20 protein-coding genes are annotated in these 26,648 nt (G+C 69.5%); 8 read left to right on the top strand and 12 right to left on the bottom strand.

The features are described from left to right. Positions 1-116: 116 nt before the first annotated feature. From ACXJKA_RS07250 to ACXJKA_RS07285, 8 genes are all read right to left on the bottom strand, one after another. Positions 117-809, bottom strand: coding sequence for a glycosyltransferase (locus ACXJKA_RS07250; protein WP_456824515.1), 693 nt, complete (start codon positions 807-809; stop codon positions 117-119). After that, positions 806-2,173 (bottom strand): PIG-L family deacetylase, encoded by a 1,368-nt coding sequence (locus ACXJKA_RS07255; RefSeq protein ID WP_456824516.1) that lies wholly within the window; start codon positions 2,171-2,173, stop codon positions 806-808. Before ACXJKA_RS07255 ends, ACXJKA_RS07250 begins: the two co-directional genes overlap by 4 nt. Then, on the bottom strand, positions 2,167-3,228 hold the full coding sequence (locus ACXJKA_RS07260) for an acyl-CoA dehydrogenase family protein (RefSeq protein ID WP_456824517.1): 1,062 nt from the start codon (positions 3,226-3,228) through the stop codon (positions 2,167-2,169). Before ACXJKA_RS07260 ends, ACXJKA_RS07255 begins: the two co-directional genes overlap by 7 nt. A 38-nt stretch (positions 3,229-3,266) precedes the next feature. Beyond that, complete coding sequence (locus ACXJKA_RS07265) at positions 3,267-3,536, bottom strand: DUF7218 family protein (RefSeq protein ID WP_456824518.1); 270 nt, start codon at positions 3,534-3,536, stop codon at positions 3,267-3,269. Between the two features lie 277 nt (positions 3,537-3,813). Further along, positions 3,814-4,698 (bottom strand): alpha/beta hydrolase, encoded by an 885-nt coding sequence (locus ACXJKA_RS07270; protein WP_456824519.1) that lies wholly within the window; start codon positions 4,696-4,698, stop codon positions 3,814-3,816. A 62-nt stretch (positions 4,699-4,760) separates the two neighbouring features. Then, a complete protein-coding gene (locus ACXJKA_RS07275; protein ID WP_456824520.1) occupies positions 4,761-5,513 on the bottom strand; it encodes an SDR family oxidoreductase in 753 nt (250 codons plus the stop codon). Between the two features lie 43 nt (positions 5,514-5,556). Next, positions 5,557-6,279, bottom strand: coding sequence for an alpha/beta fold hydrolase (locus tag ACXJKA_RS07280; RefSeq protein WP_456824521.1), 723 nt, complete (start codon positions 6,277-6,279; stop codon positions 5,557-5,559). A 29-nt stretch (positions 6,280-6,308) separates the two neighbouring features. Continuing rightward, positions 6,309-7,262 (bottom strand): alpha/beta hydrolase, encoded by a 954-nt coding sequence (locus ACXJKA_RS07285; protein WP_456824522.1) that lies wholly within the window; start codon positions 7,260-7,262, stop codon positions 6,309-6,311. A 492-nt stretch (positions 7,263-7,754) separates the two neighbouring features. On the opposite strand from ACXJKA_RS07285, the gene ACXJKA_RS07290 reads away from it, so the two are divergent. Continuing rightward, on the top strand, positions 7,755-10,547 hold the full coding sequence (locus tag ACXJKA_RS07290) for an AAA family ATPase (protein ID WP_456824523.1): 2,793 nt from the start codon (positions 7,755-7,757) through the stop codon (positions 10,545-10,547). Here ACXJKA_RS07290 and ACXJKA_RS07295 read toward each other — a convergent pair. Then, positions 10,544-11,206 carry a sigma-70 family RNA polymerase sigma factor gene (locus ACXJKA_RS07295; protein WP_456824524.1) on the bottom strand — a complete coding sequence of 221 codons (663 nt, stop codon included), beginning with the start codon at positions 11,204-11,206 and terminating at the stop codon, positions 10,544-10,546. The genes ACXJKA_RS07290 and ACXJKA_RS07295 overlap by 4 nt on opposite strands. A gap of 356 nt (positions 11,207-11,562) precedes the next feature. On the opposite strand from ACXJKA_RS07295, the gene ACXJKA_RS07300 reads away from it, so the two are divergent. Beyond that, entirely contained in the window at positions 11,563-12,807 is a 1,245-nt protein-coding gene (locus ACXJKA_RS07300; RefSeq protein ID WP_456824525.1) for a PP2C family protein-serine/threonine phosphatase, read from the top strand. A gap of 267 nt (positions 12,808-13,074) precedes the next feature. Here the strand turns inward: ACXJKA_RS07300 and ACXJKA_RS07305 are convergent, their stop codons facing one another. Beyond that, positions 13,075-14,220, bottom strand: a complete 1,146-nt coding sequence (locus ACXJKA_RS07305) for a LacI family DNA-binding transcriptional regulator (protein ID WP_456824526.1) — start codon at positions 14,218-14,220, stop codon at positions 13,075-13,077. 115 nt (positions 14,221-14,335) lie between these two features. On the opposite strand from ACXJKA_RS07305, the gene ACXJKA_RS07310 reads away from it, so the two are divergent. From ACXJKA_RS07310 to ACXJKA_RS07330, 5 genes are all read left to right on the top strand, one after another. Continuing rightward, positions 14,336-15,658 (top strand): ABC transporter substrate-binding protein, encoded by a 1,323-nt coding sequence (locus ACXJKA_RS07310; protein ID WP_456824527.1) that lies wholly within the window; start codon positions 14,336-14,338, stop codon positions 15,656-15,658. Between the two features lie 67 nt (positions 15,659-15,725). Beyond that, positions 15,726-16,523, top strand: a complete 798-nt coding sequence (locus ACXJKA_RS07315) for a carbohydrate ABC transporter permease (RefSeq protein ID WP_456824528.1) — start codon at positions 15,726-15,728, stop codon at positions 16,521-16,523. Between the two features lie 3 nt (positions 16,524-16,526). Next, entirely contained in the window at positions 16,527-17,435 is a 909-nt protein-coding gene (locus ACXJKA_RS07320; RefSeq protein WP_456824529.1) for a carbohydrate ABC transporter permease, read from the top strand. After that, positions 17,432-20,086: a family 78 glycoside hydrolase catalytic domain gene (locus ACXJKA_RS07325; RefSeq protein ID WP_456824530.1), complete on the top strand. Its 2,655-nt coding sequence runs from the start codon at positions 17,432-17,434 to the stop codon at positions 20,084-20,086. Before ACXJKA_RS07320 ends, ACXJKA_RS07325 begins: the two co-directional genes overlap by 4 nt. Then, entirely contained in the window at positions 20,083-22,335 is a 2,253-nt protein-coding gene (locus tag ACXJKA_RS07330) for a glycoside hydrolase family 3 C-terminal domain-containing protein (protein WP_456824531.1), read from the top strand. The genes ACXJKA_RS07325 and ACXJKA_RS07330 overlap by 4 nt, the downstream gene beginning before the upstream one ends. On the opposite strand, the gene ACXJKA_RS07335 is transcribed toward ACXJKA_RS07330, so the two are convergent. Further along, positions 22,294-23,271, bottom strand: a complete 978-nt coding sequence (locus ACXJKA_RS07335; protein ID WP_456824532.1) for a LysR family transcriptional regulator — start codon at positions 23,269-23,271, stop codon at positions 22,294-22,296. The genes ACXJKA_RS07330 and ACXJKA_RS07335 overlap by 42 nt on opposite strands. 485 nt (positions 23,272-23,756) lie before the next feature. On the opposite strand from ACXJKA_RS07335, the gene ACXJKA_RS07340 reads away from it, so the two are divergent. Then, positions 23,757-24,791, top strand: a complete 1,035-nt coding sequence (locus ACXJKA_RS07340) for an FUSC family protein (protein WP_456824533.1) — start codon at positions 23,757-23,759, stop codon at positions 24,789-24,791. 533 nt (positions 24,792-25,324) lie between these two features. Here the strand turns inward: ACXJKA_RS07340 and ACXJKA_RS07345 are convergent. Beyond that, entirely contained in the window at positions 25,325-25,675 is a 351-nt protein-coding gene (locus ACXJKA_RS07345; RefSeq protein WP_456824534.1) for a hypothetical protein, read from the bottom strand. Positions 25,676-26,648 lie beyond the last annotated feature (973 nt).

The raw sequence follows: 26,648 nt of genomic DNA on the forward strand, positions 1-26,648 counted from the left end.
ACGTGGCGTACGCGTCACGCGGCTCGTCGGGGCCGAGCTCGTGGGACGCGAGGAACGACGGCCGTGCGCGACCCGCGACGATGAGGTCGCGTAGTTGCTCGCGGCGGCCTCGCAGCTCAGCCGAACGCGGCTCTCAGGTAGCCCGCGTAGCCATTCGGGGTCCGTCCGTACCGACGGCCGGATGTCAGGACGTCGGCCTCGTCGGACGCCACGACGACATGTCGCGCGTCCTGGGCGAGCAGCCTGACCAGCTCGACGTCCTCGTGCTCTGGGCGGTGCGGGAACCCGCCGGCTCGCACATAGGCGTCGGCCCGCACGCCCAGGTTCGCGCCGTGCACGTGGCCGTTCGGCCGTCCCTGGACGCGCGTCGCAGACCAGGTGGCCAGCTGGTCCTCGGTCAGGTCCTGCGGATCGGGTCGCACCGTGCCGACGACGACGTCCGCACCGGCGTCGGCACGCGACAGCTGACTCGTGAGCCAGTGAGGGGGCACCTCCGAGTCGGCGTCCGTGCACGCGATCCAGGTCCGCGAGAGCGGGGCCGCTCCGGCAGCAAGCCCGACCGCGACCCCGTAGGCGCGTGCTGCGCCGACGGATCGGGCTGCGACCTCGTGGACGTCGACCGGGAACGAGCGCGCGATGTCGGGAGTCCGGTCGAGGCAGTCGTCCAGCACCACCACGACGTGCGCGGTCGGGCCGCTCAACTGGGAGGCGGCCGCGACCACCGAGGTGAGGCACCGTGCGAGGAGGTCTTCCTCGTCCCGCGCCGGCACCACGACGATGACGTGGCCGACCGGACCGCGCGGGGTCACGCGAGACCGGCCCGACGGGCGACCGAACGGTCGTCACGGCTCCAGACCTCGAGCACGAAGTCGTCCTCGACGTGCTGGACGAGGCGGGGCAGCGCGAGCGAGGCGCGCAGGATCCGGTGCACGTCGTCCCCGCCGAGCGGGTAGTCCGCGACCGGATGGCGCCAGTGGCAGGCCACCAGGCTCCCATTGCCGGTCAGGGACTGCCGGAGTGCGCCGGCGAGATCGCGCAGGTGCGTGCCGGTGAGGTAGTACCCGACCTCGGACAGGACGATGAGGTCGAAGGGGCCGCCGCCGGGCACCCCGTCGGCGATGTCGTGCTGGAGCAGCTCGACGTTGCTCCGGTCCGCCAGGCGCTCCTTGGCCTGGGCGAGCGCGGCAGGCGACACGTCGGTCGCCACCAATCGCTCGCACCGAGGTGCGAGCTCGGCGGTCAGGATGCCGATCGAGCACCCGACCTCCAGGACCGTGCCCAGACGTTGCTCGGGCAGCGCCGCGAGCGTCACCGCGCGTTTGCGCTCCTCGTACCAGCGCGACTCGAGGTACCACGGGTCCGCTCGACGCGCGTAGCTCGCGTCGAAGTACGACGCCGGCAGGTCCGTCACAGGTTGCTCGTCGGCGACCACGTAGACCTCGACGTCCCGATCGAACGAGGCGAGGAAGTCCGCGTGCAGCGGGGCGGAGTCCAGCGGCGCGGCCGAGGCGGCCCGCACCTGCGTGCTGTGGGCGGCGGTCGCCCGGTGCTTGCGGACGACCGACCGGTCCGACAAGGTCAGCGCGCGCAGCCGCGGCCACGGCACCAGCGGCTCGTCAGGGGTAGCCCAGTGCCACATCCAGATGGGGTACTCGAGCAGCTGCGCGCCGAGCTCGAGCGCGAGCTCCGCGCAGATCTCGCCGACGACCCGGTGGTCGCGATGCCCGTCGCCGCGCCACGGGGCGACGAGAACCTGCGGCGGGTCCGCGGTCGTCAGGAGGTCTCGCAGGTCCCGCGTGACGTCGTCGCGATGGTCCTGGACGGCGCCGTCCTCATGGCCCAGCAGCCGCACGGGAGAGTCCGGCGACAGCACGGTGAGGGCCAGGCGGACCTCGTCGACCCGACGCCTGCGCAGGTCCGCCGGGAGCAGGGTCGTCGACCCGGGATGGGACGCGGCGCCGTCGGTCACGACGATGACCTCCGCGGGTCGTCCGGCGGCCGCGAGCTCGGCGAGCAGGCCACCGGCACCGAGCGTCTCGTCGTCGGGATGGGCAGCCACCACGACCACCCGGCCACCGAGCGGCACCGCCAGCGGCTGGAGCGCGGCGAGCCGCGGGTCGGCGGACCACACGATCGCCGGTGTTCCGGGAGCCCGACCGTCGAACGTCACCACGGGTCGCCCTCGGACGCGGTCAACGCGTTGCCCAGGGAGGCGTCGTCGCGTTCCGCGTGATGCTGGCGCAGGTAGATCTCGAGGTCGACGACGCGTTTGGCGTGGTCCTCCTCCTGGGTCAGCGGGCCCGGGCCCAGCGCGTGACCGGAACTCGCGAGCACGGCCTCGCACGTTCGCGCCACGACCGCTCGCACCCGCTTCGCCAGCACGCGGCCGGCGGAGCGGTCAGCGGCCGAACCAGCCGTCCGCCCTCCGTCCGTGGTGCTGCCCGAAGAGTCGACCGCGGCCGCCGCGTGGGCGAGGGCGTACCGCGCGGAAGCGAGCCGTTCGTCGATCGATCCCAGGTGCATCGCCAGCAGCCGGTCGTCGGGTCGGCGTCGCGCCTCGAGCAGCACCCGACGTGCGATGCCGACCGCGCCGCCGTACCAGCAGGCCGCGACGCCGATCCCGCCCCACCAGAAGCCGGGGCGCTGGACGTACCAGTCGCCGTCGCGGACGAGCTCGGCGGCCACGTCGTCGAACCTCACCGGTCCGCTGGGGATCTCGCGCAGCCCACGCGAGATCCACGCGTGACGCACGGGTTCGACGCCGGGGGAGTGCAGGTCGACGACGAACAGGCCGTGGTCGTCCCCTTCACCGGGCAGCGCCGCGGTGACCAGAGCCCCATCGAGCCGGCCCGCCAACGAGCACCACGGCTTGAGCCCGTCGAGCCGCCACGACTCGCCCGGCGCGCGCGTGGCACGGAGCCGGGCCGTCGGCGTCTCGGCTGCGAACACACCCCACGTCGAGAACGGGAGGCCGCTCTGGTCCATGCCCGCCGTGCGTGCCTGGTCGAGGATCGCCAGCGCGTCGAGATGGGGTTCCACCGCGCGCGCGACGGCAAGATCCCCCGCCGCGAGCGTCGCCAGGAGCTCCCACAGCTGCACGGTGGCGCCATGACCTGGCAGCAGCCCGGCGGGCCACTCCTCGACGTCGCGCAGTGCCTCGTCGACCGAAAGAGGGATGCGTACCGACAGGGCAGTCGCGGCCGGTAGGCCGAGGCGCACGGGCGTCACGCCCGCACTCGTGGGTCTCGGCCGGCCGTCGACGGTGCTCAATGAGACCGCAGAGCGGCCACGAGCTCCGCCTTCGTCATCGTGGACCTGCCGCCGATGCCGATCTCGGCCGCGCGCTTGCGCAGGTCGTGCACCGACCAGTCCTCGTACGGACCGGAGCTGCCTCCCGTGTGCGCGACCGATCCTCGGCCCTTCGCCGCCGCAGCGTTGGCGATCCGCGCCGACTTCTCCGTGCTGTTGCCCTCGTCGCGGAGCGTCTCGTACAGCTCCTTGTCCTTGACGCTGGGTCCGGGATTGCGGTTCGGCATGATCACGTCCTCGGGGTGCCGACGGGCGCCGTCGAGCGGCGCCGCCTGGTTCCGCACGCACGGTGATGCGCGGGTTCGGAGGGCCGCTGCTTGACCTCGACAGATCGTAAGTAGCGCGCGACGACTCCGCTCGTCGCAACCTCGCCGACCGTCGCTCGAGTGGAGGTCAGGGTTCGCGGACCTCGAACGCGATCGCCTCGTGGGTGATGGCCTCACCGGGAGTGCGCTGTGGCACCCGTGTCCAGGGCGGTGAGTTCGGTGGTCGTCGTGCGTCGGCTCAGACGAAGATGCTCCGAAGCTCGTGAGCGACCTCGTGCGGGGCGTCCTCGACGAGAAAGTGGCTGGTGTCCACACCGCGGCCGGACACCCGGGGGGCCCAGGGCCGCCAGACGTCGAGCACGTCTGCGTACAGGCGCGGGAGCGCACCCCGTGCGCTCCACAGAGCCAGCAACGGAACGTCGATCTGCCGACCCGCGCGGAAGTCCGCGCCATCGTGGGCGCGGTCGATGGTGGCGGCGGCGCGGTAGTCCTCACAGATGGCCTCGACGGTGCTCGGATCGTCGAGCAGGGCGCGGTAGCTCGCCAGCACTGCCGGCGGGTACCGACCGGCCGTGGAGCCGATGCCGAGCCTTCTGACGTGGAGGTCGAAGAAGGCGTCAGGGTCGGCGCCGATGAGGCGCTCGGGGAGTGGGGCTGGTTGCGCGAGGAAGGCCCAGTGCCAGTAGGTGAGTGCGAGGAGGGCGTCTGCCCGTGCCCAGACCTCGCCGGTGGGTACGACGTCGAAGACGGCGACACCGATGACGTGCTCGGGATGGTCGAGGGCCATCCGGTAGGCGACGCGTCCGCCACGGTCGTGGCCGGCCACGGCGAACCGGTCGTGGCCGAGGTCGGCCATGGCCTGGACCAGGTCGCCGGCCAACGCCCGCTTGGAGTGCGGGGCGTGGTCGTCCGCGAGCACCGGACGGAACGAGGCGCCGTACCCGGGGAGGTCCACGGCGACAACGGTGAAATGCGGGGCCAGCAAGGGTGCGGTCGAGTGCCACATCAGGTGGGACTGCGGGTAGCCGTGGAGCAGGAGGACGGGGGGTCCGTCTCCGCCGACCCGCGCGAAGACAGGTCCACGGTCGGTCTGCAGGAGTCGTTCGTGGAAGTCGTCGAACATCAGGTTCCTCCGCTGGTGGTGACGGCGGGCGGTGTGGACCGCCCGCCGTCACCTGTGAGGGCTCAGACGCGGGGGTGCGTCGCGAGCCAGTCCCCGAAGTGGGTCGGTGCGAGGCGCGCGCCCTCGCCCGGCGTCAGGGTCGAGTCCTCGAGCCGGGTGCCGAAGTAGCGGGCATCCGGGTCGGTCACGACGACGCGAGTGTCGTTGTCGCGCTCGAGGGCTCGGCGGGCGAGGTTGTCGAGACCGATGGCCTCCGGTCCCGCGATCTCGATGACACCGTCGGCCGCCGGGGACGTCGCGATCTCGCACAGGAGCTGCGCGACGTCGTCGCCGGCGATCGGCTGGAGGGTGGCCCCCGGCAGTCGGACGGTGTCGCCGTCGGCTGCGGAGTCGGCGATCCCGCGGACGAACTCGAAGAACTGCGTCGAGCGGACGATCGTGAAGGGCTGCCCGGACTCCTGGATGAGCTTCTCCTGGGCGACCTTGGCGCGCAGGTAGCCGCTGTCCGGAGCGCGCTCCGCACCCACGATCGTGAGTGCGACGTGGAGCTGGACACCGGCCGCTCGCTCGGCAGCCAGGAGGTTGCCCGTCGAGGTCGTGAAGAAATGCAGCACGGCCTGGTCGTCCCACGCCGGGGCGTTGCTGACGTCGACGACCACGTCCTGGCCGGCAACCGCCTCGGCGACGCCCTGCCCGGTGATGGTGTCGACACCCGTGCTGGGTGCGGCCGGCGTGACGTCGTGGCCCCGCGCGCGCAGGAGGCCGGTGAGGTTGGAGCCGATGTGGCCCGTGCCGCCGATGATGAGGATCTTCATGTCTGCTGTCTCCGTTCTGAGGGGAAGGTGGCGATGCTGGGGGTCAGTCGTCCCAGTGCGCGACGGCGTCGAGGACGGTGGCGGTCACCGCGTCGGGACGGGAGACCGAGATCGCGTGCGAGGCGTCGGCCACCTCGGTCGCGTTGCGGGCACCGGCGCGGTCGGCCATGAACCGGTGCAGCGCGACGGGGATGTTGCGGTCCGCGTCGCCGAAGACGAACCACGACGGGAGCGTCGCCCACGCCGGCTTCTCCGAGGCCAGCCCCTCGACCAGCGCGGCCTGGGTGACGGGCCGCTGGGTCGCCGCCAGCACGTCGGCCACGGCCGCCGGGACGTCGGCGACGAACTGCTGCCGGAACACGTCCGGACGGATCGCGAGCTCGTTGCCGCCGCTGGCGACCGGGTAGGCCTTGAGCGCGGCGCCGAGCGTGCTGCCAGGGAACTTGGCCGAGAGGTCGAACGCGTTCTCGCCGTGCTCCGGGGCGAACGCGTTCACGTACACGAGGCCGACGACGGAGTCGTTCTCGGCGGCCGCCTCGGTGATGACGATGCCGCCGTAGGAGTGGCCGACGAGGATGACGGGTCCGGCGATGTCGGCGACGACGTCGCGGACGTAGGCGGCGTCGCCGGCGACGCTGCGCAGCGGGTTGGCGACGGCGACGACGGGAACGGTCTGGGCCTGCAGCCGTTCCACGACGCCTTGCCAGCTGCTCGACTCGGCGAACGCGCCGTGGACCAGGACGACCGTGGGCTTCTTCGTGCTCATGAGAATTCTCCTTCGTGCGGGGTGGGTGTTCAGGCGACCTTGAGTGCCGTGCGCAGGACGTGGATGGCCTGCTCGATGGCACCGCTGCTGGCTGCGGTCTCCCGCAGGGGGTTGAGCATCATGAAGTCGTGGACGGTGGCGTTGTAGCGGACCGAGGTGGTGCGGACACCGGCCTCCACGAGCCGGCGCGCGTAGGCCTCGCCCTCGTCACGCAGCACGTCGTTCTCGTCGACGATGACGAACGCCTCCGGCAGGCCGGCGAGCTCGTCGAGAGTGGCGCGCAGCGGTGACGCGGTGATCTGCGAGCGCACCTCGTGGTCCGGCGCGTAGGAGTCCCAGAACCACGCCATGGCCTTCGCGGTGAGGTACGGCCCGTCGGCGAACTCGCGGTAGCTGGCCGTGTCCTGCGCCGCGTCCGTGACGGGGTAGTAGAGCGACTGGTGGACGAACGTGACGTCCCCGCGCTGCTTGGCCAGGAGAGTCAGCGCCGCAGTCATGTTCCCGCCGACGGAGTCTCCTGCGACGGCCAGCCTGTCCGGGTCGAGACCCTCGGACAGGCCGTGCCGGGTGATCCACTGCGCTGTCGCGTACGCCTGCTCGATCGCGACCGGGTAGCGCGCCTCGGGGGAGCGGTCGTACTCGACGAACACGACGGCCGCGCCGACGCCCTCGGCCAGGTCGCGGACCAGGCGGTCGTGCGTGCCGGCGTTGCCCAGGACCCAGCCGCCGCCGTGGACGTAGAGGATCGCGGGCAGGAACGCAGGTGCACCGATCGGCTTGACGATCCGCACGCGGACGTCGCCGACCTCGGCGGGCACGTCGATCCACCGGTCGTAGACGGGCGCCTTCTCCACGGCCGCCGCCTGGACGTCGTCGAGGACCTTGCGGGCTCCCTCGGGCCCGAGCTCGTAGAGGAACGGAGGCGTCGAGGTGGCGTCGGCGAACGCCTGTGCAGCGGGTTCGAGGATGGGTCGTGTGCTCATGATGGTCGTCCTTCTGCTGGAGTGGCGAGGACCCGACCTGTGTGGCGGTGGGTCTGCAGGACCGACCGAGCCGATGACGACGTTGTGACAATTCGGGCGCTCAGGTGGCGAGCGTCACATCGGTGGGGTCGAGCGACCGGGGGGCCCGACGCGCCGGGTCCCGGGTCCTCCGGAGGGGAGAGGACCCGGGACCCGATTCCGGCGGCGGGTGGGACCAGTCGCGTTCTGCTTGATGCGTACCTCCGAGGAGGCCATCTGAAACCCGGTGCTCCCGCTCCTACGTCGCGACTCGGCCGGAGCACCGAGGCACGTGCTGTGCCTCGGTGCTGACGTCACGGATGACCGGGCCGCGCGGGCCGTTGTGACACGGAGGCCCATCTGAGGTGCAGGAACGCATGTTCAGCCGGCCTCGGCCCCTCTAGGCTCGTCGGTGCCGCACAGGTCCGGCAGGAAGATGCGCATGCCACGCCAGTCCCGAGAGCCGTCCGTCCCATGAGCGCGGGGGAGATCGCGCGCACGTCACCCGTCCGGGTGACCCCGCTCCTCGGCCGCGACACCGTGCTCGCGCGGCTCGTGACGCTCGTTGCCCGAGCCCGCGAGGGCCACAGCGGGGCGCTGGTCGTCGCCGGCGGCGCGGGGATCGGCAAGACCGCTGTCCTCGATCGTGTCGCCGCCCTGGCCGGGCCGAGCATCCGGGTCGAGCGGATCGCCGCTTCCGAGAACGAGATCGACCTCGCCTACGCCGGCCTGCAGCTGCTGTGCGGGCGGATGATGCCGGCCGCAACGCGGCTCCCGGTCGCGCAGCGGGAGGCCTTGGAGACTGCGTTCGGTCTGCGTGCTGCCAGCGCGCCGCACCCGTTCCTCGTCGGGTTGGCCGTCCTCGGCCTGCTCGCCGAGACCGCCGCCGAGGCGCCGTTGGTGTGCATCGTCGACGACGCGCAGTGGCTCGACGAAGCGTCGGCGCGTGCCGTCGCCTTCGTGGCCCGCCGGCTCGGTGACGAGGGCATCGCGATCGTGCTGGCGATGAGGGAGGTGGACGAGCAGTTCTCGGACCTTCCCCAGCTCGTCCTCGAGGGCCTCGGTGACCAGGACGCGCGTGAGGTGCTCCGGCTCGCGCTTCCCGGCGCGATCGACGACCGGGTGCGCGATCAGCTGATCACGGAGTCGCGGGGAAACCCGTTGGCGCTTCGGGAGCTGCCACGGGGGCTGAGCCCGACCGAGCTGGCCGGCGGGTTCGCGCTGGCCAGCGCGCTCCCCGTCGAGCGCCGAATCGAGCAGAGCCTGCTCGCGCAGCTCGGGCCGCTCTCCGAGCAGACGCGGATGCTTCTCCTGCTCGCGTCGGCGGACCCCACGGGCGACCCCGGCCTGCTCTGGCGGGCGAGCCGGGACCTCGGGCTCGGTCCGGAGCACCTCGATCTTGCCGCGCGAGCCGATGCCCTCGTGGTCGGGGCGCGAGTCGAGTTCCGTCATCCGCTGATCCGGTCAACGGTCTATCGCGCCGCGTCGGCGGACGACAGACGAGCAGCCCACGCGGCATTGGCCGACGCCACGGACGCAGGCCGCGACCCGGACCGGCGTGCGTGGCACCGGGCGAGCGCGACCTCCGGTCCGGACGACGACGTGGCAGCCGACCTGGAAGCGGTCGCGGAGCGTGCGCGCACGCGCGGCGGGGTGGCGGCAGGGGCCGCATTCCTCGAGCGTGCGGCGGAGCTGTCCGTCGCGCCGGCGCGGCGTGCCGAGCGGCTGATCGCGGCGGCAGAGGGGAAGCTCGACGCCGGCGCTCCGGAGACTGCGTTACGCCTGCTGGACAGCGTTCGGGACCAGCCGACGACCCCGCTGCAGGAGGCGCTGATCGGGCGATTGCGCGCTCGGGCCGGATACGCGTTGCGCCGCGACCGCAGTGCACCGAGGCAGCTGCTGGCCGCTGCGCAGAAGCTCGAGCCGCATGACCGGGACCTGGCGCGCCTGACCTACATGGAGGCACTCTCCGCCGCTCTCTACGCCGGCCGTCTGGGCGAGCCCGGGGCGGTCGCCGAGGTCGCGGAGGCCATCCTCCGGGCGACAGAGCAGGACGAGTCCGACCGTGCGCAGGACCTGATCCTGCGTGGCCAGGCGCTGCTCTCCGCAGCTGGGCAGGAGGCCGCGCTGCCCACCGTGAGGCGCGCGATCCGCGCCTTCGTCGAGCAACCACCCCAGGCGTTCGAGCTGCACTGGATGTGGTTCGGGGGCCGGGCCGCACAAGACCTCTGGGACGCGGAGGGGTTCCGTACCCTCGCGTACCGGCAGGTCGAGCTGGCTCGCGCCGGCGGGGTCCTGACCGTGCTGCCGATGGCCCTCAGCCTCTTGATGGTGGCGCGGACGTTCGACGGGCACCTGGACGAGGCCGAGGCCATCTGCGACGAGATCGATGCCATCTTGTCCGTCACCGGTCAGCCGTTGCCGAAGTTCGGGCGGATCTTCGTCCCGGCATACCGCGGGCAGGTGGACGAGGTCGAGCGGCGCGCGAAGGAGCTGCGGGTCGACGCCAACACGCGGGGCGAGGGGTACGCGCTGACCGTCGCGAACCTGGCCGAAGCGCTCGTCTACAACGGTGCCGGCCGCTACCGCGACGCGCTCGCCGCAGCACTCGGCGAGATGCCGTACACGCACGAGCTCGGCCACGCGATGCGCACGTTGCTCGAGGTCGTCGAGGCCGCGACGCGCACCGGCGAACGCGTCGTCGCCGAAGAGGCGGTCGAGCGGCTGGCGGGCGTGACACGTCCCGTCGGCGACAGCGACTGGGCGCTCGCCTTCATGGCGATGGCCCAGGCGCAGCTGCGGGAAGGCGCGAGGGCCGAGGAGCTCTACCGGGAGGCGATCGAGCGCTTCCAGCGGATACGTGTCCCGATGCTCGTGGCGCGCAGCCAGCTCCTGTACGGGGAGATGCTGCGACGCGCCAACCGGCGGATCGACGCGCGCGTTCAGCTGCGTGCCGCCTACGACGGGCTGGTCGCCCTGGGGATGAGCGGCTTCGCTGACCGAGCGCTCCAGGAGCTGAGGGCGACCGGCGAGACCGTGCGCGGGCGCGCGGCGGACCTGGTGAACCCGCTCACCGACCAGGAGCTCGCCGTCGCGCGGCTCGCGCGCGACGGGCTCACCAACCGCGAGATCGCAGCGCGACTGTTCMTCAGCGCCCACACCGCGGACTACCACCTGCGCAAGGTGTTCGTGAAGCTCGACATCCGGTCACGCTCCGAGCTCAAGGACGCGATGGCCGACGACGCCGGCGCTCACGAGGTGCCCTAGGCGACCCGTGTCGTCGTCGCGCCCGCGGCTGCGTCCGAGGCGAGCACCTGCTCGAGCTCGAGCAGGTCGCCCGAGCGAGCGGCCGTGACGAACGCACGCACCAGGCGGCGGTGCACGTCCGTGTTCACCGACCTCGCCGGCGTCGTGTGCACACGCCTTTGTGCTCGACTGACCAGCTGTCGGACGTTGGCGACGTTGAGACCCAACAGGTCGGCGATCGCCCGGTACGGATAGTCAAAGCACGTCCGCAGGACGAACGCCGCTCGCTCGGTGGGGTTCAGGTGCTCGAGAAGTACACGGATCGCCCGCTCCACACCGTCGGCCCGTTCGACCGCCTCGAGCGGGTCCGACTGCGGGTCGACCATGGTGCCGGCAACGTCGTCCAGCCACGCGCTCGCCGCAGCCTCGTGCCTGACCCTGGCCGACTGCAGGACGTTGATCGCCACCCGGGTCGTGGCGGTGGTCAGAAATGCCGAAGGGTTGCGGACCTGCTCCCGGTCGACGCGCTGCCAGCGGATCCACACGTCCTGGACGACGTCCTCCGCATCGCTGGCGTCGTTCACGATGCGGTGAGCGATCCCGAACAGGCGACGCCGCTGCGATCCCAGGACTGCGGCTGCGTCACGGAGTCCAGGATCGGCCGTCGTCGTCGGGGTCATGTCGGGCCGCCTTCTGGTCGTCGATCGGGCGTCCCATGCCGCCCACAAGCACCGTCGTCCTCGGCGTCAGGGCGTCGCGTCCCGGGCCCACGTGGTCGACCACGTAGTGCGGACCTGCCATTCCGCGCAGTGGACCGCACTCCGGCGAACGTGCTGCAGGCTCCCGCGCAGCACATGCGCGGGAGCCTGCAGTCGGTGCCGGTCCCAGGTCTCAGCCGGTGGGCTGGACGACCGGCTCGCTCCAGCCGTAGAACGGCGTGCGGTCGCTGGAGCCCAGCGATCCCGCAACCCGGCCCTCAACCACTCCTCTTGCCGGCGACAGGGCCGACGCTCGGCAGCCGTGTCATGGTTGCGCGATGGCGCTCACCCACCAGGTCGACATCTCCGCCCTCCTCACCGCGGTGGAAGATGCCTCGCCTGCAGAGGCGATGTCCGTCGCCGCGGAGGTGCTGCGCCGGACGCTCGGCGTGCGGTCTGCGACGTTCCTGATCGCTGACGCCGCAGGGAGCACGCTCGTCGACCCGGCGAACCCCGAGGGCCGCTTCGAGCTCGATGGCACGGACCCGGGTCGGGCCTGGCGCGACCAGCGCACCGTGCATGACGGGCACGGGTGGGCCTACACCCCCGTGACCGTGCGGGGCGACGCGCTGGGGGTGCTCGCAGTACAGCTGCAGGCGCAGGACACCGCCGCAGACGCCCCAGAACGCGCGGATACCACGCTGGATGCCACGACGACCGGGCAGCTCGCGGCGGTGGCGCACGTCCTCGGATACGTCCTCATCGCCAGCCAGCGACACACCGACAGGTACGAGACAGCCATGCGGTCGGTCGACTTCACGCTGGCCCGGGAGATCCAACGACGCCTGCTGCCCCCTGGCTTCGTCTGCGAGGGAGGATCCTTCACGATCGCCGGGTGGCTCGAACCCTCCGCCAGCGCCGCCGGCGACACGTTCGACTACGTCGCGTCCCCGGACCGGCTCACGGCCTCGCTCACCGACGCCACCGGGCACGACCTGAGCGCCGCGATGGTGGCGACCCTCGCGGTCAATTCGCTGCGCAACGCCCGGCGGCGGGGCGCCGACCTCGTCGAGCAGGCGAACGCCGCCAACACCGCCCTTCTCGAGCACGACGGGGACCGCAACTTGGTCACAGGGATCCTCCTGGAGATGGACCTCCGAGCGTCCGGTGACGAGCCCCGCCCCGGCGATCGCACCGTGGCCCGGATCATCAACGCGGGGCACCCAGGCGCCCTCTTGCTCCACGAGGGACACGTCACCACCGTCGCGCCGGCCAACAACCCGCTGCTCGGGCTGCACGAGCACGAGTTCCAGATCCAGGAGATCGAGCTGTACCCCGGCGACCGGCTGCTGATGATGACCGATGGCATGTTCGAGCGCAGCGCCGCGAGCTTCGACCTGCCGGCTGCCCTTCGCGACACCGCAGACCAGCACACCCGCAGCGTGGCCCAGGGCATCTCGCGCATCTTCCTCGAGACGGTCTGCAACAACATCCAGGACGACGCGGCCCTGCTGCTCCTTGAGTGGCACGGCGGCACGACCAACCGCACCACCCGTCGCGGGGCGGACCACGAGCAGCAGTAGCGCTCGACCGTCACGACGGCCGAAACCAGAGAACCGAGCCTCCACTAGACCCGAGGCGTTTCAGCGAGCCGTCCGGTCACCGCGTGGGTGCCAGTGGTCTCGGCGCCGTCGACGCCGTGGCGGGTTCAGATCGCTTCGCCGCGATGTCCATCGAGCCACGATCGACGAAGCGGAGTGCAGCGGGAAGGCCTCCGTGGTGATGCGGTCCACCACCAGCGCCGATCCCGATCCGGAGCACCGTCGAAGCGGTGCGACCACCACCCCGCGTCAGAGCGTCCGCAGCGACGTCGACTGCCGGATCACCAGCTCGGGAGCGAGGACCACCGAACGGTGCTCATGTTCCCCGGCACGCGACGTGGCCTCTGACTGCACGAGCTGTGCGCCGATGCTGCCGACCTCTTCGCCCGGCTGGCTCACGGTGGTGATGGGGATCGGGCTGTCCCAGGCCGCCTGGTTGTTGTCGAAGCCGACGATCGCGACATCCTCCGGGATCGAGATCCCCGGCGCGCCCGCCAGCGCCTGGACGATGCCGGCCGCGAGCAGGTCGGAGGACGCAAAGATCCCATCGATCTCTCCGCGGGCGACGGAGGCTGCGAGGTCCAACCCGATCTCCCATCCGTCGGCACGGTTGATTCGCTGAGGCATCAGCTCCTGGCTGCCGATCAACCCGCGCTCGCGTAGAGCACGTCGGAATCCGCGTCCACGGTCCTGGACGGGCTTGAGCTCATCGGGGCCGCCGACGAACACCAGGCGCCGCCGGCCGAGCTCGAGCAGGTGCTGCGCGGCGAGATAGCCGCCGAGCTCGTTGTCGACCGAAGCGCTGCAGAAGCGTGACTCGGGAGCGTCGAAGTTGAGCATGACGAGCGGGGTCCTGCCGGTCGCCATCGCCGCGATGGCGGCGAAGTGGTGCTCGTCGTTGAGGGTCATGAGGATCCCTGCGAAGCGCGACTCGGCGAACAGGGTCAGGTAGCGCTCCTCTCGGTCGAGCCGCCCATCGCTGTTGGCGAGCATGAGATTCACGCCGATCAAGTCCGCTGCCCGTTCTGCACCGCGGGCGATGTCGATGAAGAGCGAGTTGCTGAGGTCCGTCACGACGAGCCCGAGGGTCGTGCTCGTTCCTGCTGCGAGCGATCGCGCCAGTCCGTTGGGTACGTAGCTCAGCATCTCCATGGCCCGGACGACCCGGCCTCGCGTCTCCGCCGCCACTCGGTCCGGATGGTTCAGGACGTTCGAGACCGTGCCCTGGGAGACGCCGGCAAGGGATGCGACGTCAGTGATGCCCGCGCGGGTCTCCGGGCTTCCCGGACGGATGTTGCGTTGCACCAGATCTCCCTTGATTGGTCTCGGTCGCGTCACAATAACGCTGTTTTGAAGCGCTTGAAACCCGTCCGCATTAGGGCCGTGGATGTCCACTATTCAATCTTGTTCTACTGCGGTTTCCCGGCTTGATCTGGTGATTTCACGAGGTTACTGTCTCGCCCTGAAGCGCTTCAATGCGCCCACCAAAACATTTCAAGGAGGAAGTGTGATGTTGACGCGTGCACGGAAGCGGACCCAGATCACGTCGATTCTGGGTATCGCTACGGCCGGAGCGTTGCTGCTCTCGGCATGTTCCGGCTCGAGCGGCGATTCCGCGTCCGAGACGAGTGGTTCCAGCAAGGACTTCACCTACCTGTCGTTCGCGGAGAACACGTCGATCCAGGACACGCTGACTGCGCTCTCTACGGGCGCGTGCAGCGATGCGAACGCGGCGGCCAAGCTCACGATCGACAGCACTCCGCAGGCGAGCTACGACCAGACGCTCCAGCTGCGTGCCGGGCAGAACGACCTGCCGTCGCTTCTGGCGAGCGGCAACTCGCCGCAGGTCGCCAAGGACATCCAGTCGTCTGGTGCGCTGGTCGACATCGGTGCGGAGCTCACTGCTGCGGGGCTGGATGACGCGATCATCCCCGCTGCGAAGTCGACGATCGAGTCGCTCTACGACGGCAAGGTGTACGTCCTTCCGACCGAGTTCAACGTCGAGGGCTTCTGGTACAACAAGAAGCTCTTCGCCGACAACGGCATCGAGCTGCCGGCCACGTGGGACGACCTGGTCGCAGCGGCCGACAAGCTCAACGCGGCCGGCGTCCAGCCGTTCTCCGCCGATGGCCAGGACGGCTGGCCGCTGACCCGCCTCGTCGGCAACTACCTGTACCGCAGCCTCGGCGCGGACGCTCTGTCCAAGGTCGCCGACGGAAGCGCGAAGCTGACGGACTCCGCCTATGTCGAGGCGGCGAGCCAGGTCGCCGACCTGGGCGCGAAGGGCTACTTCGGCCCGTCGGTCGGTTCGATCGACTACATGACCGCGGTCAACCAGTTCCTCTCCGGCAAGGCGGCCATGTTCTACATGGGCAGCTGGATCCTCGGGAACTTCAACGACCCCACGGCGAACGTGATCGGGAACGACAACATCGGCTTCATGCCGTTCCCGGCGGTCGAGGGCGGCAAGGGATCGGCCGACGAGCTGGCTGCGAACGTCGGCGTGCCGCTCGCGATGTCGAAGGCGCGCTACGACGACGGCAGCAAGCAGTGGCTCAACTGCATCGCGAAGAACTTCGGTGCTCAGTCCCTCAAGGACCAGGGCGTCATCACCGGGTTCAAGGTCGACGGTGACGTCGGCGAGGTCCCTGCACTGACCCAGTCGGTCCAGGACCAGATCGCGAAGACCAGCAAGACCGTCCTGTGGTTCGAGGCGCTCTTCCCGCCGAAGGCCTCCACGACCAGCCAGACGAACGCCTCGCTCCTGGTCACCGGCGGCATGAGCCCCGAGGACTTCATGAGCAAGGTCCAGGCGGATCTGGACGAGGGCTGAGCTAGCGCCGGGCGCGCTGCTCCTGGCGCCGGCGCTGACGATCTACACGCTGGTCATCCTCGTCCCCGTGTTCTGGTCGTTCGGCTACACGTTCTTCGAAGGCAACGCCATCACGGGCTTCGACTTCGTGGGCCTGCACAACTTTCAGCAGCTCTTCACCGACGGTGACGTGCGCGAGGCCCTGTCGTTCACGGTCCGGTTCGCGATCGTGCTCACGATCGTCCAGGTCGCTCTCGGCTACGGACTGGCCTTGCTCTACGTGTTCGTCCTGCGGCGAGCCTCGAACCTCGTGCGCACGCTCGCGTTCTTCCCGATCGTCCTGCCCACGGTCGCCGTCGGGCTCCTGTTCCAGCAGCTGTTCGAGTCGGCACCGCGTGTCGGCCCCGTCAACCTGTTGCTGAATCTGCTGGGCATTCAGAGCGTGGACTGGTTCGGCTCGAGCACGTCCGCCTTCTGGGTCCTGATCATCATGGAGTCCTGGAGGTCGATGGGCTTCTACGCGATCCTTCTTTACGCCGGCCTGGTGGACATCCCGGAAGACACGCTCGAGGCTGCGCGACTTGACGGCGCGACCGGCGTCGGGCTGGTTCGTCACATCGTCATTCCGCTGTCTTGGCCGGTCCTGCTGTCCGCGATCATCTTCAGCATCAACGGCACGTTGAAGATCTTCGACTCCGTGCTCGCCCTCACCAACGGCGGCCCAGGCAGCAGTACGACGCCCTTGACCATGTACATGTTCCAGACGTCGTTCTCCTACGGACAGTACGGCTACGGCAGCTCGATCGCGTTCCTCCTGACGGTCGTCTGCCTGTCCGTCACCTTGTTCATCTTCCGTTCGGCACGCCGAGATCTGACGAAGGCCTGATCCATGTCCCTCGCTCCCGCACCCACCACCTCGCCGCCCTTGGCCCCGCCGCGCGTCGAACAGCGTCGCCGCGCCCCGAAGAAGCGCCGGATCCGATCCGTCGGCGTCGGCATCGTCTCGGCGATCCTCATCGTCGTTGTCGTCTTCCCGCTCGTGTGGCTCGTGCTGGGGTCGCTCAAGACACAGTCCGAGTTCTTGAACAATGCGGCATTCGCGCTGCCCGAGAACTGGTTGAACTTCGACAACTACACGCGTGCGATCACCGAAGGAAATCTCGGCACGTACGCCAAGAACAGCATTATCGCGGTCGTGCCGTCCCTGTTCCTCACGCTCGCGCTCGGCGTTGCCGCGGGCTTTGCGCTCGAGGTCATGGTGTGGAAGGGGCGCGGCACGGTGCTGTTGCTCTTCTTGGCCGGCATCATGGTCCCAGGTCAGATGATTCTGCTGCCGTTGTTCACCATCTATTTCAAGACCGGTCTGACGGGTTCGCTCTGGCCGCTGGTGATCACCTACACGGCAATCGGCCTGCCGCTCACGGTCTTCATGATGGCGACCTACTTCCGCGCCGTGCCTCGTGAGGTGTTCGAGGCAGCAACGCTCGACGGGGCCAGCATGCTGCGCTCGTTCTTCACGGTCGGGGTGCCCCTCGTCCGGAACGCGGTCTTCACGGTCGCCCTGGTGCAGTTCTTCTTCATCTGGAACGACCTGCTCATCGCGTTGACGTTCACCAACCGGGACGATCTGCGGACCATCCAGGTCGGGCTGCTGAGCTTCCAGGGTCAGTTCGGCCAGGTCGAGTACGGCCCCACCATGGCCGCAATCTGCCTGAACGTCTTCGGCACCCTGCTGATCTACCTCTTCCTCAACCAGCGCATGATGACGGGCCTCACCGCTGGGTCGGTGAAGGGGTGACCACCACGGTCGACGCCGTCCGGATCGAGCATCTCGATCGAGCGATCGGCATCTCCGAGTCCGAGCCGCGTCTCAGCTGGAGGCTGAGCGGGGGGCCGGGAGCAGATCCGATCGCCTACGAGCTCGAGATCGCCCGGGACTGCAGCACGACGAGACGCACCCGCATCGACGGAGCGTCGTCGGTACTCGTCGCCTGGCCCGGGCCGCCGCTGCGATCGCGCGAACGCGCATCCGTTCGCGTGCGCGCACTCTTCGACGACGGCGCGTCGAGCGCGTGGTCGGAGCCGACGCCCGTCGAGCGCGGCCTGGACGCTGCCGATTGGGCCGTCGACTTCGTGTCACCGTCGATCTCTGCGGCTCGGACGGAAGCGCGCCCGGCACATCTCCTGCGAGCCGAGTTCGACGTTCCGGCGACCGTGCGACGAGCGCGTGCGTACGTCGCCGCGCACGGTGTCTACGACCTCGAGGTGAACGGCTCACCCGCCGACGACGCGGTTCTGTCGCCGGGCTGGACCAGCTTTCGGCACCGACTTCGGGCCCAGACCTTCGACCTGGACGACCTGATCACCGCTGGACGCAACGTGCTGGGGATCTGGCTCGCGGATGGGTGGTACCGCGGACGACTCGGCTTCAACGGCGGCCTGTGGGACGTGTACGGCGATGACGTCGCGGTCATGGTCCAGCTCGAGCTCCTCCACGAGGACGGGCGCCTCGAGCGGCTTCCTCTGGACTGGCGGACGGCTTTGTCAGCGATCACCGCCACCGGGTTGTACGAGGGCGAGTCCCACGATGCTCGGCTCCACCCGCATGGCTGGGGTCGGGTGGGTTTCGACCAGAGCGACTGGGCGCCGACGACATGCTTGTCGCGTGGCGCGTTCTCGGCGGAGATCGAGGGGCCTGCGGGTCCGCCGATCCGGCCTGTCGAGCAGCTCGCGCCGGTGACCGTGGAGCGGCGTCCGGGCGGCCGCGTACGCCTGGACTTCGGTCAGAACATCTCCGGTCGCGTGCGGCTGACGGCTACCGCCCCTCGCGGTCACGAGCTCACCGTTCGCCACGCGGAGGTGCTCGAGAACGACGAGCTCTGCGTGCGGCCGCTGCGGACGGCAATCTCGATCGACCACTACACGTTCTGCGGTGAAGGCCCGGAGACCTGGGAACCGCGCTTCACGGTGCACGGCTTCCGCTACGCGGAGATCGACGGGTGGCCCGAAGGCCAGGAGATCGATGTCGTGGCCCGAGTCATCCATTCCGACATGCGCCGCGCTGGGTGGTTCAGCAGCTCGAACCCCCTGCTCGACAAGTTTCACGAGAACGTGGTCTGGAGCATGCGCGACAACTTCGTCGATCTCCCCACGGACTGCCCCCAACGAGACGAAYGGCTGGGCTGGACCGGCGACATCCAAGCCTTCGCGCCCGCGGCGACCTTCCTGTACGAGAGCACCGGCGTGCTTCGAAGCTGGCTCCGCGATCTCGCGGCCGAGCAGAGGGACTTCGGTTCGGTCCGGAACTTCCACCCGTGGCTCGATTGCGGGTTCCCGGCTGATCCCGCCGCCGGGTGGGGCGATGCTGCGGTCCTCGTCCCGTGGACGCTCTACGAGCGGACCGGTGACCTGGGCCTCCTCGAGGAGCAGCTGCCGAGCATGACCGCCTGGGTCGACCAGGTCGACGGGCTCACCGGGGGCACCGGTCTGTGGGCTGGCGGGTTCCAGCTCGGTGACTGGCTCGACCCGCAGGCACCGCCAGACCGACCCGGAGACTCCGCGACAGATCCCTACCTCGTTGCCACCGCCTACCACGCGCACACGGCCGGCCTCACCGCTCGAGCGTGCGACGTCCTCGACCGACCGTCGCTCGCGCAGCGGTATGACGCCATCGCCGAGCGTGCGCGCCGGGCCTTCCGCGACGAGTACGTCACGCAGTCGGGCCGCGTCGTGAGCGACACCGTCACCGCGCTGTCGCTCGCCATCTGCTTCGACCTGCTACCGACGGCCGACCAGAGGGCGGCGGCCGGCAAGCGCCTCGCGGACCTCGTGCGGGAGGGTGACCATCTCATCCGAACCGGGTTCATCGGTACGCCGCTCGTCTGCGACGCACTCGTCGCGACGGGTTCGGTCGACACCGCCTACCACCTGCTCCTGCAGACGAAGAGTCCGTCGTGGTTGTTCCCCGTGACGATGGGTGCGACGACGATCTGGGAGCGCTGGGACAGCATGCTCCCCGACGGCTCCGTCAACCCGGGTGAGATGACGTCGTTCAACCACTACGCGCTCGGCGCTGTCGTCGACTTCCTGCATCGGACGGTCGCGGGGCTCGCTCCGGCCGCTCCGGGATACGAGCGGGTCAGGATCGCGCCACTCCCCGGCGGTGGGCTGACGTATGCGTCGGCCGCCCATCTCTCGCCCCACGGGATGATCACCTGCGCGTGGCGCAGGGACGGGGCCACTCTCGTCGTCCAGGTCGACGTGCCGTTCGGGGTCGAGGCGGACGTCGACTTGCCGGGCGCCTTGCGCACCGTCCGCGTCGGTCGCGGCTCGCACACGTTCCAGACGCCTTACCGCGCAGCTGCCGACGATCCCGCAATGCCGCGGCTGTGGAACATCCACAGTCCGGAGGACCGTCTCGAGATGGCTGAGCTGGGAGTGACCGCATGACCGAGACGACTCCGACCGACGGCGATCTCGTTCGGCACGCAGCGTTGCTCAGCGGCGCCGACATGTCGCACACGCGACCGGACAACGACGTGCGTGCGCTCACCCTGAGCGACGGCCCGAACGGGCTCGCGATGAACTTGCCTGACTGGTCCGGGAAGGTACCTGCCACCTGCTTTCCGGCTCCGGTCGCGCTGGCCGCGACGTGGGACGTCGAGCTGGTCTCCCGGGTGGCCGCCGCAATCGGGCGCGAGGCCCGGGCCGCGGGTGCCGACGTCCTGCTGGGTCCCAGCATCAACATCAAGCGGTCCCCGCTGGGTGGGCGAGGCTTTGAGTACTACTCGGAAGACCCGTTCCTCACGGGTCGGATCGGGGCAGGGTTCGTCACGGGGGTCCAGTCGGCGGGAGTCGGCGCGTGCGTCAAGCACTTCGCGGTCAACAGCCAGGAGACCGACCGCATGAGGGTCAGCGCCGAGGTCAGTGAGCGGGCGCTGCGGGAGATCTACCTCGCGGCGTTCGAGCACATCGTCTCGACCGCTTGCCCGGCGATGGTGATGGCGTCGTACAACCGCGTCAACGGAACCTACGTGACGCAGGATCACCGTCTGCTGACGGAGGTCCTCCGCGATGAGTGGGGCTTCGACGGTGCGATCGTGTCCGACTGGGGTGCGGTCGACGACCGAGTCGAGGCACTCCGTGCAGGCCTGGACCTCGAGATGCCCGGACCCGCAGACGCTTCCCGCCGGCAGATCCTCGCCGCCGTCACCCGCGGTGACCTGGACGCCTCCGTCGTCGTCGACTCAGCCGAACGGCTCCGTCGCCTGGCCCGAACCTGGGGCGCACCGGCGGGGGCGCCGGCCGATCTCGAGGAGCACCACGAGCTCGCGGTGACCGCCTCCGCCGCATCGATCGTCCTGCTGAAGAACGACGATCTCCTGCCGCTGAGAACGACCGGCGGCCAGGTAGCGGTGATCGGTGAGCTCGCGCGAACCCCGCACATCCAGGGCGGCGGAAGCGCGAGCGCGTCAGCCACACAGACGGACACGCCACTGGCCGCTCTCCGTGCAGCGCTCGACCGCCCGGTGGAGTTCTCGGTCGGGTACTCCTCGGACCCGACCGAGCGGGAGGCCCTCGCGAACGAGGCCGTCCGCATCGCCCAGGAGTCCGACGTCGCCGTGGTCTTCCTCGGTCCCGGCGAGGGATCGGAGTCCGAGGGATACGACCGCGCCTCCCTCGAGCTTCCGCCCGAGCAGTGCACCTTGCTCGCGCGAGTTGTGGCGGTCAATGCGCGAACAGTGGTCGTCCTGGACAACGGGGGGATCGTCCTGACATCGCCCTGGTCGGCCGACGTCGGCGCACTCGTGGAGGCGTGGCTTCCGGGACAGGGCGGCGGTACGGCCATCGCTCAGGTGCTGACCGGAGTGGTCAACCCGTCCGGACGCCTCACCGAGACGATCCCCCTTCGCCTGGCAGACACACCCGCGTTCCCGTCCTTCCCTGGCGACGGGGGACGCGTCTTCCACGGCGAGKGCGTGTTCGTCGGCTACCGCGGGTACGACCACGCCGAGCGCGACGTCGCCTTCCCGTTCGGTCACGGGCTCAGCTACACCAGATTCGCCTACGAGGACATCGAGGTGGTCGGCGACGGTGCTCCTTCCGGTGACGTGGTCGTCGAGTTCACGGTCCGCAACGTCGGTGCCGTGGCGGGCGCCGAGGTCTGGCAGGTCTACCTGAAGCCCGAGCGGGGAGTGGCCCAACGGCCGGTCCGGACGCTCGCCGGCTTCGGCAAGGTCGAGCTCGACGCCGGCGGTTCTACGCGAGTCCGGACCACGGTCGTGCCTCGTGAGTTCGCTCGTTGGGACGACCTCCGAGACGGCTGGGTCGTCGATGCCGGCACGTACACGATCGAGGTCGGTGCCTCCTCGCGGGACATCCGGCTACAGAGCGACGTCAGCAGGGTGGCATCCGGCCCTGCGACGAGGCTGACCCCTCGCTCGACGCTGCGAGAATGGCTCACGGATCCGGACGCAGGACCGGCGCTGCTTCGGCTGGCCGCCGCGGTCGATCCGGCAGGTTCGACGGCGGGCTTCCTGTCCAACCCGGTCATCCTGACGATGATCGGCGACCTCCCGATCGAGCGACTCTTCGACGACCCGTCCACGGCACTCGGCCCCGAGCTGCTGGCCAGAGTCTTCGAAGAGGTGCGGCCGTCAGGACGGATCGAGGCCGTGCGCGGCCTCGAGAATCACTGACCTCAACCAGGTGTGCCCCGGCTCGAGCTGCTGCGAGGGATGCCACCACAGCGCCTCGACGAGCGGGATGACTTCAAGGGGGCACGGCACTGTTCGTAGTTGATGTCCCCGCAACAGATGTGGAACGAGACGCTTCTGGACCAACGCAATGCGATCGGTTCCCACGAGGAACTGAGGGATGGCCAAGAAGCTCTCGACGACTATCTGGACGTGGACGTCGACCCCGAGGTTCTCGAGCTGGCGCATCGGGGGAGTGAATGCTGACGACGAGCGGTAGCTGACGACCCAGGGGAGGCGAGCAAGGTCGGCCAACGTGACCTCCTCGCCGACTGTTGGATGGTCGGCGTCGACGATGCATACCCACGTGTCGGTGAACAGGTCGAGGTGGGGCAGACCCGACAGGAAGCCCCGGGGCAAGATCATCGCGTCGGCATCCCGGAGCACTTCTTCCGCTTTTTCGATCAGTTGGGGGGTGTGCGGGTGGAACTCGACACGAATTCCGGGCGCGCGCTCAGCGATGATCTGGCTGACCGCCGTGCCGATCACGCTGAGTGCGTAGTCGGCGACAAGCACACTGAACGCCCGATCCGATCGTGACGGTTGGAAGGTGGGTGCGACGGAGAAGACGCGCTGCACCGACGCCATGGCCGCTCCGGTCCGCTCTCGCAGCTGCTCAGCGAACGGCGTGAGTTCGTGGGCGTTTCCGACCCGCACGAGCAACGGGTCGTCGAAGTGCCGGCGCAGCCGGGCGAGTGATGCACTCAGTGCCGGCTGGCTCAGCCCGAGTTTCGCAGCCGCGTTGGTGACGCTGCGCTCGCGCAGCAACGCGTCCAGCGCAGTCAGAAGATTCAGGTTCAGGTTGGCGATGTTCATCGTTGGCTTTCCGCCGAACGTGCGCCACAGGACTGCGTTGTCGGTGGGGACGCCATGGTTCATCGTAGGAGGCGGCCCCTCGGTGCCCGTCCCGTTGCTGGGCGAAACGAGCTCGAGCGGATGAACGCGGGTCCCAACGACCTCAGGCCCACGAAGTCCGATCCGACGGGCGGGCCCCGCCTGATGCCATCAACCTCTTAGTGCAGTCAGCCCGAGGCGTGGAGCGGCCGCCCCGGTCGTTCGAACCGAGGTCGATGGGGTGGGCATTGCCATGTGCCCCGAGTGGGATTCGAACCCCGCCACACGGGCGAAACGGATACACCGGCGAAGCGGCCGTGGCCCTGGCCTGCGGCTTCGTTGCTCTGTGTTGGCGTTCGTTGGTCTCGATCGGTTGATGCCCCCGCGGGGGACAGGCGGATGTCGCTCTCAGTCCTGGTCGGCAGCCTTGTGCCGTCAGCAGGTGTGCGCCTTTGGCAGCAAGACACGGGTTGGCGTGGGTGATCGGCGAATAGGGTAGTCATCGGGGACTCTTCCGATGGGTTGTGGGGATGAGCCGTGCCGAGGGTGTCGACCCCGGAGACAGGCAGCCGGGTGACCTCGCGGCGCCGTCGCCGCATGAGCCGTCAGGTAGCCACCGGCTGCTCCATCTCCTTGGGGCGCTGATTGTCGGGGTAGTTCTTCCTGCCGTGCTGGTCGGTGCGTTGGTGGGCGAGTTGGGCGTGTCGGCGTTGTTCACGGGCGTGGTGTGGGGCGCGGTGGGGGCCAAGCTCGCGGGCACACGCCGGATGGTTTACGTGACGCCCTTGGTCGGGGTCGCGGCCGGGCTGGGCGCGTACACCGCGTACGGCTGGTGGTGGGTTGCTCTGCTGACGGCGACCGGCGTCCTCGCCGGTGTGGGGTACCGGTTCGGCTGGTTCGCCCCGCTGCTGATGGTTCCCTACGCCGCCACCTTCGTGACGCCTGTGCACACCGCTACGACCGCCGTCACCTTCGGAGCAATCGTCGCGGTCGGCACCGCATACGGCGTCGTGATCATGCGCCGTTTCGGTGCGCCGGCGGTGGTCGAGGGCGACCGATACTCGCTGCCGGTCACCGCCATCATCGCGCTCTGCTTCGGCGCGGCCCTGGGTGGCGCCGCAGCTCTCGGGGTTGCTCTGTCGTGGACCGAGCCGTATTGGGTGCCCGAGCCGATCCTCGTCCTTGTCATGTACCTGCTCATGGGACACCGCGAGCGTATTCGGGAGAAGGCGCTCGGCACGGCTGTCGGCGCGGCTGCCGCCGTGGTCGTAGCCATCCTCGGCCTGCCCCCGTGGGCCCAGGCCACGCTCGCCGTTGTCGCGTTCCTTCTCGCGGTGATGCAGCGCGCGACGTACTGGCTGATGTACGGCCTGTACACGTTCTCGCTGGTGCTTTTCCTTGCCTCGCCCGGGGACGTCGGGTTCGAGGCCGAGGAACGCGGGTTCCAGATCCTCGCGGGCATCGCACTATTGATCATCGGTCTAGCCGTGCTGCATCCCATCGCGGGCATGCTTGCCAGGCGATACCCACAACCAGAACTGGCAAGCACCGCGGCGGGTGCCTGATCGACTGACTCACCGACCACTCACATGTGCGCCCCGCCGGCGACGACCTGCGTCGTGGGAGGAGTGACCCCCCTGCCGTCGTCGAGCGAGCGCACCCCGGCCGCACGGCGAACGCTCGCGAACGGCATCGGCCGTTCACACGCTGGAACCATCGTGACGTTCTGATCGGGCACGTCTTGGGCACGACAGCACGAAGGCCCCTCGAAGGGACATGCGGTGATACTGGCTCCCCCGACTGGACTCGAACCAGCGTCCGCCTGAGCCTCGCCGCGCGGGTACGCGGCCGCGTGACTGCCGTGTCGGGTCGATCACGACCGTCGAGTGCATCGTCTATCCCCGTCTGTGGGTCCATATCCCACTCGGGTTACGCCTCTGACCTTCGATGGTGTCTCGCCGTGTCCCCACGGGTTGTCCCCGCTGCTCGAGCTGTCGGTGATGCGGTGGTCATCCCCTGGGCGCGGACTCGATCAGCGTGGCCCAGCGGCGGGCGCCCGTGCCGGTGTCCGAGTAGGTGCGTGGAGCTTGGGCATCGGCTACTTGCGGCCGGAGAGGTGGCCGTTGCAGGCGACGCCCGGGTTGAAGCCCGCAGCTTTGATGTCGGCGATGCTGGTGAAGTCGGGACCGAGAAGACCGGCCTTGACCGCTGCGAGCGTGTGGCCGAACGACTGCGGCGTGGCACCCGGACCGGCAGGCTGGCCGGGATAGTCGCCCCCGTCCTCGAGGCCGGAGAAGGAGCACTCCGAGTTTGCGTGCAGGGTGCCGAGGCCTTCAGCGCCAGACGGCTGGCCGTTGCCGTTGATCTCACCGGCACTGGCCATCGAGGAACCGACGAACAGCAGACCGGCAGCGGCGGGTAGGGCGAGGAGACGATACAAGCGCGACATTGGGCTTCCTTTCTGAGGTATCCGAACGGCACGACGAATATACGCCGAACCGGACAAATCAGCCCATAGCGGTCGGGTGATGATGCTCCTTCCCACGACCTCGAACCTGGTGTACCGGGACGGTCGGGGCCGCTGGGATGTGGATACGCGCCCTCGAGCTGTCGCACGACGGGGCGATCCCGGTCGAGCCGGCGCCTCGCTGTAGGAGTTCGGCCCGCAGGTGCCGAAGCGATGGTCGCGCTGACGACGGCTCGCTCGCGCGCCATCGTCAGTGGCGGCCCACCCGTCCGGACCAGAACGACGATCTTCGCGCACGTGCCTCGCCGCGTCGCGAACGGCTGTGTATCGCCCACGTCGACCAGCGGCAGTGATCGACGTACGGTCGCCTATGACACGTATATGACACGCCGAAGCGTATGACCAGGTCAGACGTGTGCCCCGAGTGGGAATCGAACCCCACCAGACGGCCGAATCGGACACGAGGGCGACCGTGCCGCGGCCGTGACCTGCGGTTTCTTCGGTTCGTGTTGGTCTTCGTTGGTCTCGATTGTTCGCCGTTGTCCCCGCGGGGAAAGGTGACCCTGGTCCGTTCGGCGCTAGTTCTCTGGGGATCGGGCTGACGCTGAGTGCGATCGTCGCGACGCTCCGAGCACCTCGGCGACGTCGTCCTCGATCGCGACTCGAGGCGAGGGGGATTGCGACGTCACCGTCGCGAGCTCGACGAGCCGCTCGACCTGTCGCGCGGTGAATCGGATGCGTCGACCGCCGACGCGCAGGTGTTCGAAGCGACCCAGCCGCACCTGCTCGCGGACCCACCACCCGGAGGTGCCGAGCACAGCGGCGACCTGCTCTGGGCTGGCTGTTGTCGCAGCATCAAGATCGATGTGGTCCTTCTTGCGTCCTCCCGTGGATCGTCGTCACGAGCAGGTGTGCGACGGCAACCCCAAGACGCGATGCTGACCCGCCCGGCCGA

The sequence above is a fragment of the Cellulomonas sp. P5_E12 genome (assembly GCF_054049315.1).